The following is an 8,243-nucleotide window of genomic DNA, read 5'->3' on the forward strand; positions in this document are numbered from 1 at the left end:
GCGGTCCCGGTGCTGCTCCGGGGCGGCCGCACGGGCCGGGGGCGGCTCGTCCGGCCGCGTCCCGGACGCCGGGCCGTCCGGCGGGTCCGCCGGGTCCGGTGCCGGGGGCTCCATCCGTCCGGCCAGCCACAGGAGTTCGGCCAGCTCCAGCGGGGTCGGGCGGGCGCCCGTGGCCGCCGCCCGGCCGAGGATGTCGGCGAGGCGGGGCAGGGGCTCGGGGTCCGGTGCGCCGGGGCGGTCGGTGGGCATCAGAAGGCGTCGGGCTGCGCGGACCGGCCGAGGTACGGCATCAGCTGCTCGGCCAGCTCGTCCAGGGAGTCGGCGCCCAGACCGGAGGAACGGGCCAGGTAGATGGCGTTGAGCAGCTGGTCGGTGGCCAGTTCGCCGCTGCCCACCCGGGACAGGAACCGGTGGATCAGCTGACGCGCGTACCTGTCGGGCTCGCCCAGGTGGGCGCGGACGATCTCGGCGAGGTGGTCGTCGTCGGGCTGCCGCAGCCGCAGCGAGACGCAGCGGCGCAGGAAGGCGGGCGGGAACTCGCGCTCGCCGTTGCTGGTGAGGACGACGAAGGGGAAGGCGTTGCAGCGGACCCGGCCGCGCTCCACCGGCACCCGCCGGTCGGCGCCGTCGATCAGGACCTCGGCGTGCGGGCCGAGGGCGTCCCGGGCGGCCCGGACGAGTTCGGGGATCTCGTACTGGCCCTCCTCCAGGACGTGCAGCAGGTCGTTCGGCAGGTCGAGGTCGCTCTTGTCGATCTCGTCGATCAGCAGGGCGCGCGGTCGGGCGTAGGGCAGCAGGGCGGTGCCGAGCGGGCCCAGCCGAAGGTGGTCCTCGACGCCCGTGGCGGCGGGGGCCGGGGCGCCGGACGGCTGCGTGGTGTGGCGCGCCGCGTAGAGGCGGGAGAGCGGGTCGTAGGTGTAGAGACCGTCACCCAGGGTGCTGCGGCTGGTGATGTTCCACCTGAGGACCGGGCCGAGCCGCAGCTCACGGGCGACCGCGTAGGCCAGGGACGACTTCCCGGTGCCGGGCGGCCCGGTGACCAGCAGCGGACGCCGCAGGTACAGGGCCGCGTTGACCAACTGCACCGTGTCCTCGGTGGCCTGGTAGGTCGTGGCCCGGTGGGCCCGGTCGGGCGAGGCGGCCGCGGCGTCGTCGTCCGCGTCCGGCGGATCGAGCACGGGGCCGCCGTCGAAGGCCCGCCAGGGCGGGGGCGGGGGCAGCCGGGTGATGCCGTCGTGGGGGTGGGGCGCGCCGGTGTAGACGGGCCACAGGGGCATGGGTTCTCTCCGGGCGGTCGGTACGGCGGTCGGTACGGCGGTCGGTTCGTCAGGGTCGTGGGTCGGTGCATGGGCGCGGCGGGCGGCTCAGCCGACCGGGGAGTGGAGCAGGGCGGGCGGCTCGGCGAAGCAGCGGGGGTCGTCCCACAGGAGCTGGACGTCCCGCGCCCAGTGCTCGTCCGGGGCGTCCGCCGCGTCCGCCGTCTCGCGCAGCTCCCTGACCAGGCGGGGGAGTTCGGCCGGCGGCACGCCCGCCACGGACGCCGCCAGCTCGTCCAGGAACGCCGTGCCGGCGCAGCGGCCGTCGGGTCCCTCGTCGCCGGGGCAGTCCCGGCGCGGCCACAGCAGCACCGGGACCGGGAGGTTGAGGCCGACCTCGAAGTACTCCGGCGCGGCCGAGGGCGGGGTGGCGAAACCGGCCAGCTCCGCGTCGTCCCGCAGCCGTTTGCGCAGCCCGGCCGGGCGCTCCCGGGTGCCGCAGTCCACGCGGTGCAGCCTGCCGCCCGGGCCGGAGCCGAGCCTGCGCCACTTCTTGCGCAGCTGGTGGCGGAGGCGTCCGCTGCGGTGGCGGTACCGGTCGGTCACCACGAGCGGGTAGGCGCAGCCCAGCGGCGTGGAGTCGTCCTCCCCGCACTCCCAGTGCGCCACCGGTTCGTTCAGCCACTCGCGCGGGAGCACGAAGGTGAGCAGTTCGTCGGCGCCCGGGTCGAGCTGGGTGAACGCCTCGTCGATGCGCTCCTGGACGTAGGAGCGCACCGCGCCGCGGGCCAGCCGGCGCGAGCCCACCGGGCGGCGCTGCCCGTCCCGGTAGGCGGACACCTCGACGGTGACCTGGTCGGCGCCCGCCCCGCTGTGGTCGATCTCCACGACGATGGGCGACCAGGTCGCGGGGCGGGGCGGCGGGGCGTGCAGCCGCTCGGCCAGCCGGTCGGCGAACCGGGCCACGGCCGCCGGGTCCGGCACCTCCCACTGCACATAGGCGGCGGCCTGCCGCAGGGAGGCGAAACCGCCCTCCGGCAGCGGCGGGTCGAAGGCGTCCATGGCGGAGACGTACAGCCGGTTCGGGTCGCAGTCCGGGCCGCCCTCCTCGGCCCGGCGCACCAGCGCGTACAGCCGTCTGCGGGCGTCCGCCCGGTGGCCGGGGGTGGGCACCAGCTCGCCCAGCTCCGGCCAGTAGCGCGCCATGACCTCGACGGGCAGCATCCGGCCGACCCGTACGTCCCGGGCGCCCGCGACGGCGGAGACCATGCCGACGACCGTGCCGTCGGCCAGCGTCAGCGCCGCGCCGCTGAACCCGGCGGCCAGCGGCTGCCCGTGCGCCGTGACCGCCTCCAACTGGACCCACTCGTCGGAGATGAGCGGTCCCGGCAGGGCCCGGTAGGAGGCGAGCATGCCCTCGTCGTACCCCTTGGGGAAGCCGTAGGCGATCAGCTCGGGGACGGGTGCGGCCCGCTCCGTGCCGGGCGGGGCGAAGGCGGCCGGGGTGAGCGGCACCTCGCGGTCCAGTTCCAGTACGGCCAGGTCGCCGAGGTCGGCGGCGCCGTCCCGCCAGCCGCCGTGCACGGCGACCGTGCCGGACAGCTCGCCCAGCTCCCGGCGCCCCGGGAAGGTCACCGTCACCGGCGCGCGGTCGGCCCACCGGACGACATGGGCGCAGGTGAGCAACCGGCGGGCGGAGACGAGGAATCCGGCTCCGACCTCCTTGCCGCACTCGACGCGGGCGTGCCACGCGGCACCGCTCATGACAGCGCGGCGGTGTCCGGGGTCTCGGGACGCGTCGAAGCGGGCTCCGGCTCGGAGCGGGCCGGCGACGGCTCGGGCGACCAGCTCAGCTTCACGACCAGATGGCCCTCCGCCGAGCCCTTCGCGATGACCGCGCCGGCCTCCGCGCTCAGCTTGACCCCGAACTCCAGCTCCACCGCGTCGGGTCTGAGCGAGCCGTCCCGGAAGACCCGCAGCGCGGACGAGGCCGCCGCCCGCACGCCGTCCAGCGAGTCCTCGAAGGTGCGGGCCGCGCGGGCCGGGCCGTCGCCGCGCGAGACCAGCCGGGCGCCGTCCTCGTCCTCGACGCCCTCGACGACCACCCGTACGCCGTCCTCGGTCTTGAACTCGACCAACCCGTCCATGACGCCGCTCGCTCCCCGTGTGCCGTACGTGTCCGTGCGCGGCACCATTGTGACGGACCGTACTCGGCCGTGTCCTGCTCCGCGCCGCCGGTCCGTCCGGCCGCTGGCGGAAACCCGCCAGGGCGACTAACCGCCGCCTCCGGTCAACTCCTCTGCCCCACGGGCCCCCTGAGACTGCTCACAGCACTCGTCACAGCACTCTACGACGACACGAAGAGAGACGTGGATGAGCACAGGACCAGTCAGACGCGGGGCGACCCTCCTGTCGGCGGGGCTCGTGATCGCGCTGCTGCCGGCCGGGACGGCGGCGGCGCAGGATCCGCCCCCCGACCCGGCGCACCCCCCGGCCGCGGCCGCCCGCACGGCCACCGCGGCCGGCGCGGCCCGCACCGTCACCCTCGTCACCGGCGACCGGGTGACCGTCACCGACCTCGGCGGCGGCCGGAAGACCGTCACGGTCGAGCGGCCCGAGGGCGCCACCGGGGCCGTGCGCACCAGCAGTTCGGGCGGCCGGACCACCGTCGTACCGGACGAGGCCCTGCCGTATCTGCGCGACGGCAGCCTCGACCAACGGCTCTTCGACGTCGGTGCGTTGCTGAAGCAGGGGCTGGCCGACAGCGAGACCGGCGAGCTGCCGCTGATCGTGACCTACGCCAAGGGCGCACGGGCCGCCACCCCGCGAGGCGTCGAGCGGACACGATCGCTGCCCAGCGTGCGCGGGGCCGCCGTGGAGGCCGGCAAGGGGCGTGAATTCTGGCGGGAATTCACCCGTGGCGGCGCCGGTGTCGACGGTGTGTGGCTCGACGGGCGGGTCACCGCGGCCATGGCCGAGTCCAACGCGCAGATCGGCACGCCCGCGGCCTGGGAGGCCGGACTGACCGGCAAGGGCGTCACCGTGGCCGTGCTGGACAGCGGCGTGGACGCCGGGCACCCCGACCTCGCGGGGCGGATCGGGCGGAGCCGGAGCTTCATCCCGGGGGAGGAGGTCGCCGACCGGCACGGCCACGGCACGCACGTCACCTCCACCGTGGGCGGCAGCGGCGCGGCCTCCGACGGCAAGGAGAAGGGCGTCGCGCCCGGCGCCACGCTCGCGGTGGGCAAGGTCCTCGACGACGGGGGCTCCGGCAGCGAGTCGGAGATCATCGCGGGCATGGAGTGGGCCGCCCGGGACGTGGACGCCGACATCGTCTCCATGAGCCTCGGCTCCACCGAACCCAGCGACGGCACCGATCCGATGGCCGAGGCCGTCAACACCCTCTCCCGCGAGACCGGCGCCCTGTTCGTGATCGCGGCCGGGAACACCGGCGCCCCGTCCTCCATAGGCTCGCCCGGCGCGGCCGACGCCGCCCTCACCGTGGGTGCCGTCGACTCCGCCGACCAGGCCGCCTGGTTCACCAGCGCCGGGCCCCGGTACGGGGACAACGCGCTCAAGCCCGACCTGTCGGCCCCGGGCGTCGGCATCCTCGCCGCCCGCTCCCGGCTCGCCGAGGGCAGCGGCGACTACACCAGCATGGACGGTACGTCGATGGCGACGCCGCACATCGCCGGGGTGGCCGCGCTGCTCGCCGAGGAGCACCCCGACTGGAGCGGCGCGCGGCTCAAGGACGCGCTGATGTCCACGTCCGAGGAACTGGACTCCTCCGTCTACCGGACGGGCGCGGGCCGGGTCAGCGTGCCGGACGCCGTCGAGGCCGACCTCACCGCCACCGGCAGCGCCGACCTGGGCTTCTACTCCTGGCCGTACGCGTCCAACGAGCCCGTCACCAGGACGCTCACGTACACCAACGACTCCGACGCGCCGGTCGAGTTGAAGCTGTCCGTGCGCGGCGCCCCCGAAGGCGTCGCCACCCTCGCCGACACCTCCCTCACCGTGCCCGCGCACGGCACCGCCGCCACCACGGTCACCGGTGACGGGGCCAAGGCGCCGGTCGGCACCACCGGCGGACAGATCGTCGCGGCCGACGCGAGCGGGAAGACCCTCGCGCACACCGCGTTCGGGCTGGTCAAGGAGGACGAGCGGTACACGCTCACCGTGCACGTCAAGGACCGCTCCGGCGCCGCGACCCCGGCCGACCTGACCGTCCAGCGGCTCACCGAGGGCGTCGACCCCGTCCCCGCGCACGTCCCGGACTCCGGCACGCTGGAACTGCGCCTCCCGCGCGGGACGTACAGCCTGTCGTCCTTCCTCGACGTGCGCGGCAGCCACGGCGCCGACTCCCTCGGCCTCGGCTTCCTCGCCGCACCGGAGGTCGCCCTCGACCGGAACCGCGAGATCACCCTGGACGGCCGCGCGCTGCGCGAGATCCGCGCCGAGGTCGACAAGCGCACCGAGACCCGGCAGCTCCTCATGGAGTACGACCGCAGCGCGAACGGCTCCGACCTGTTCGGCGCCGTCCAGGTGCCGCTGACGTACGACAGCGTCTTCGCCGCCCCCACGAAGAAGGTCACCCGGGGCGACTTCGAGTACCGCACCGTGTGGCGGCTCGGCAAGCCGCTTTTGGAGGTCAAGGGGATCGGCGAGGCGACCGTCCAGTCCGGCGGCACCCTGATCGAGGGCCGCACCCGGCTGCCCCTGGTCGACGCCGGGGACGTCGGGGCCGGACCCTTCCCGGGCGGCGTCCGCGGCAAGGCGGTCCTCGCCCGGCTCAGCGCGGGGACCGAACCGACCGCGCTCGCCCGGGCCGCGCAGGAAGCGGGCGTCAAGGCGCTGTTCGTCACCGACGACGCGCCGGGACGGCTGATGTCCTGGTGGGGCACCGACGACAACGCCGACCGACCGCTCCAGATCGCCACGGTCTCCGCGGCCGACGCCGCCCGGCTGCGCGAGGCCGGACGGGCCGACATGACCGGCACCCGCGACACCCCCTACGTGTACGACCTGTCCGAGGGACACCGCGGCGCCGTGCCGGACCGGGACCTCACCTACGAGCCGGCCCACCGCGACCTCGCCGTCCTGCACACCAGGTACCACGGCGACGAACCGTCGAGCGGCGGCGAGTTCCGGTACTCGATCACCGACACCTTCCCGATCGGCCTCGGTTTCCGGGAGCGGATCGACTACCCCGCCGAACGCACCGAGTACGTGTCCACCGGGCCCGGCCAGCTGTGGCACGAGACCGTGACGAGCGCCGGTGAGGCGCTGGAGGAGCGCGGCGGACTGGTCGCGTACCGGGGCGGCTCGCGCGCGGAGCTGAACTGGTTCAAGCCGGTGTGGCACCCCTACCTCGGCACCGGGCTCGGCTGGGGACAGCAGCGCGCCGGGAACCGGCTCCAGTTCAACGCGCCCGGCTGGGGCGACTCGGGACCCGACCACACCGGCTTCGGCGACGTGTGGAGCGAGAGCAGCGGCATGTCGCAGACCACGTCGGTGTACCTGGACGGTGAACTGGCCGACCAGGGGCCGAGTTCCGCCGCGTATGTGTCGGACGCGTCGGCCGACGAGCACACCTACCAGCTCGTCACCGACACCGCGCTGGACGCGGCCCGCTGGCCGCTCGCGACGAAGGGCCACGCCGAGTGGACCTTCCGGTCGGCGGCCACGCCGGACGACCGGTGGACCTTCCTGCCGCTGATCAACCTCTCCTTCGACGTGGACACCGACCTCGCGGGGAAGGTGCGCGGCGGGAAGAAGCTGCGGGTCGGGCTCGGCGCCGGGTACGTGGCGGGCGCCCCGGACACCGGCACGATCGGCGGCGGGAAGCTGGAGGTGTCGTACGACGACGGGAAGACCTGGCAGCGGGTCGGGCTGCGCGGCGGTGACGGGAAGGCGTCCTGGCACGGGACGCTGAGCGTGCCGCGCGACGCCGGGCACGTTTCGCTGCGGGCCTCCGCGCGCGACGACCGGGGCGGCTCCGTCACCCAGGAGATCCTGCGGGCGGTGGCCGTGCGGTAGACCGCCTCCGCTCGCCCGCACGCGGACGGCGCCGCCTCCCTGGGACGGGGAGGCGGCGCCGTCGGTTTCTCGGACCGTCAGACCAGCCAGCCGACGAAGTGGACGAGGCCGGCGAGGATGTCGGTGAGAAGGTTCATGATCGTGCAGCTCCTTGCGCTGTTCAGATGCGGGACCCGCAGGGCCCCGCCGGGACGTACTCGGGACATGTGCGTCGACTACGGTCTGCAGCCCGTCGCTCGCACACCGTAAGTATCGTTCGTCCCTGCAGTCACATACGCTCTTCAGAGCGACGATCACCTGTTCCAGGGAACAACTGCTCGCTTGTTCGGATCACGCCAAGCTGGGCCAAGTCCTGCGGACGCAGCCGCAGTTGACCGGCCGTCGCCTCGGCCTCCTGCGGCGGGCGCTTGAGGATCGCCGCCGCGTGCTCCGGCGCGATGACGGAGAAGTAGCTGTCCGGGGTGGCCCAGGTGCTGCCCGGCGCCGCCAGGGCCAGCGCGCCGCCCGAGCCGCCCTCGCCGATCACCAGCGTGGTCACCGGCGTGCGCACCGAGGCGACGGCGCCGAACAGGTCCGCGACCGCCGGACCCACCCCCTCCCGCTCCGCCTCCGCGTCGTTGGCCGCGCCCGGCGTGTCCACCAGGGTCAGCACCGGGATGCCGAGCCGGTCCGCGAGGTGGAGCAGCCGGGTCGCGGTGCGGTACCCGGCGGGCCGGGTCGCCGTGCCCGTCTGGGCGGCGTACGCCACCGTCCGCCCCGCGTGCGTGCCGAAGCCGCACAGCATGCCCGCCGGGTCCCGGCCGCCGCAGCGGTCCCCGGACAGGGCGACGCGGTCGGTGAAGTAGGCGTCCAGGTACGCCCCCGCGCGCGGACGTCCGGGCGCCCGGGCCCTGCGCACCGCGTCCCAGCCGTCGGCCGGCAGGTCCCGCGCGCCCAGCGGCTCCGGCA

The 8,243-nt window shown here is 75.1% G+C and carries 7 protein-coding genes; 1 reads left to right on the forward strand and 6 read right to left on the reverse strand.

What is annotated here, in order from left to right; translation table 11 throughout:
* The 4 genes from BZZ08_RS37635 to BZZ08_RS37650 form a co-directional block, all read right to left on the reverse strand.
* The coding region (locus tag BZZ08_RS37635; RefSeq protein WP_198601932.1) for a hypothetical protein at window positions 1-249 on the reverse strand (249 nt) is incomplete at its 3' end.
* Window positions 249-1,277, reverse strand: a complete 1,029-nt coding sequence (locus BZZ08_RS37640) for an AAA family ATPase (protein ID WP_104636632.1) — start codon at window positions 1,275-1,277, stop codon at window positions 249-251. The genes BZZ08_RS37640 and BZZ08_RS37635, both read right to left, overlap by 1 nt.
* Before the next feature lie 87 nt (window positions 1,278-1,364).
* The gene (locus BZZ08_RS37645; protein ID WP_104636633.1) at window positions 1,365-3,020 is read right to left on the reverse strand and encodes a VMAP-C domain-containing protein; all 1,656 of its coding nucleotides are present in this window, start codon (window positions 3,018-3,020) and stop codon (window positions 1,365-1,367) included.
* Complete coding sequence (locus BZZ08_RS37650; protein ID WP_198601933.1) at window positions 3,017-3,403, reverse strand: CU044_2847 family protein; 387 nt, start codon at window positions 3,401-3,403, stop codon at window positions 3,017-3,019. The genes BZZ08_RS37645 and BZZ08_RS37650 overlap by 4 nt, the downstream gene beginning before the upstream one ends.
* A 226-nt stretch (window positions 3,404-3,629) precedes the next feature.
* On the opposite strand from BZZ08_RS37650, the gene BZZ08_RS37655 reads away from it, so the two are divergent.
* Entirely contained in the window at window positions 3,630-7,295 is a 3,666-nt protein-coding gene (locus BZZ08_RS37655) for a S8 family serine peptidase (RefSeq protein ID WP_104636635.1), read from the forward strand.
* A 77-nt stretch (window positions 7,296-7,372) separates the two neighbouring features.
* On the opposite strand, the gene BZZ08_RS39900 is transcribed toward BZZ08_RS37655, so the two are convergent.
* Both BZZ08_RS39900 and BZZ08_RS37660 read right to left on the reverse strand, forming a co-directional pair.
* Window positions 7,373-7,501, reverse strand: coding sequence for a hypothetical protein (locus BZZ08_RS39900; protein ID WP_274543305.1), 129 nt, complete (start codon window positions 7,499-7,501; stop codon window positions 7,373-7,375).
* A 62-nt stretch (window positions 7,502-7,563) separates the two neighbouring features.
* A partial coding sequence (locus BZZ08_RS37660; RefSeq protein ID WP_274543306.1) for a carboxyl transferase domain-containing protein occupies window positions 7,564-8,243 on the reverse strand: 680 nt, incomplete at its 5' end.

It is taken from the genome of Streptomyces sp. MH60 (genome assembly GCF_002939385.1).
In the GTDB taxonomy this organism is placed as follows: Bacteria; Actinomycetota; Actinomycetes; order Streptomycetales; family Streptomycetaceae; genus Streptomyces.

Coding starts and splice junctions, on each gene's coding strand:
- BZZ08_RS37640 (WP_104636632.1), bottom strand. CDS start 1,277: ATGCCCCTGTGGCCCGTCTACACCGGCGCGCCCCACCCCCACGACGGC.
- BZZ08_RS37645 (WP_104636633.1), bottom strand. CDS start 3,020: ATGAGCGGTGCCGCGTGGCACGCCCGCGTCGAGTGCGGCAAGGAGGTC.
- BZZ08_RS37650 (WP_198601933.1), bottom strand. CDS start 3,403: ATGGACGGGTTGGTCGAGTTCAAGACCGAGGACGGCGTACGGGTGGTC.
- BZZ08_RS37655 (WP_104636635.1), top strand. CDS start 3,630: ATGAGCACAGGACCAGTCAGACGCGGGGCGACCCTCCTGTCGGCGGGG.
- BZZ08_RS39900 (WP_274543305.1), bottom strand. CDS start 7,501: ATGTCCCGAGTACGTCCCGGCGGGGCCCTGCGGGTCCCGCATCTGAAC.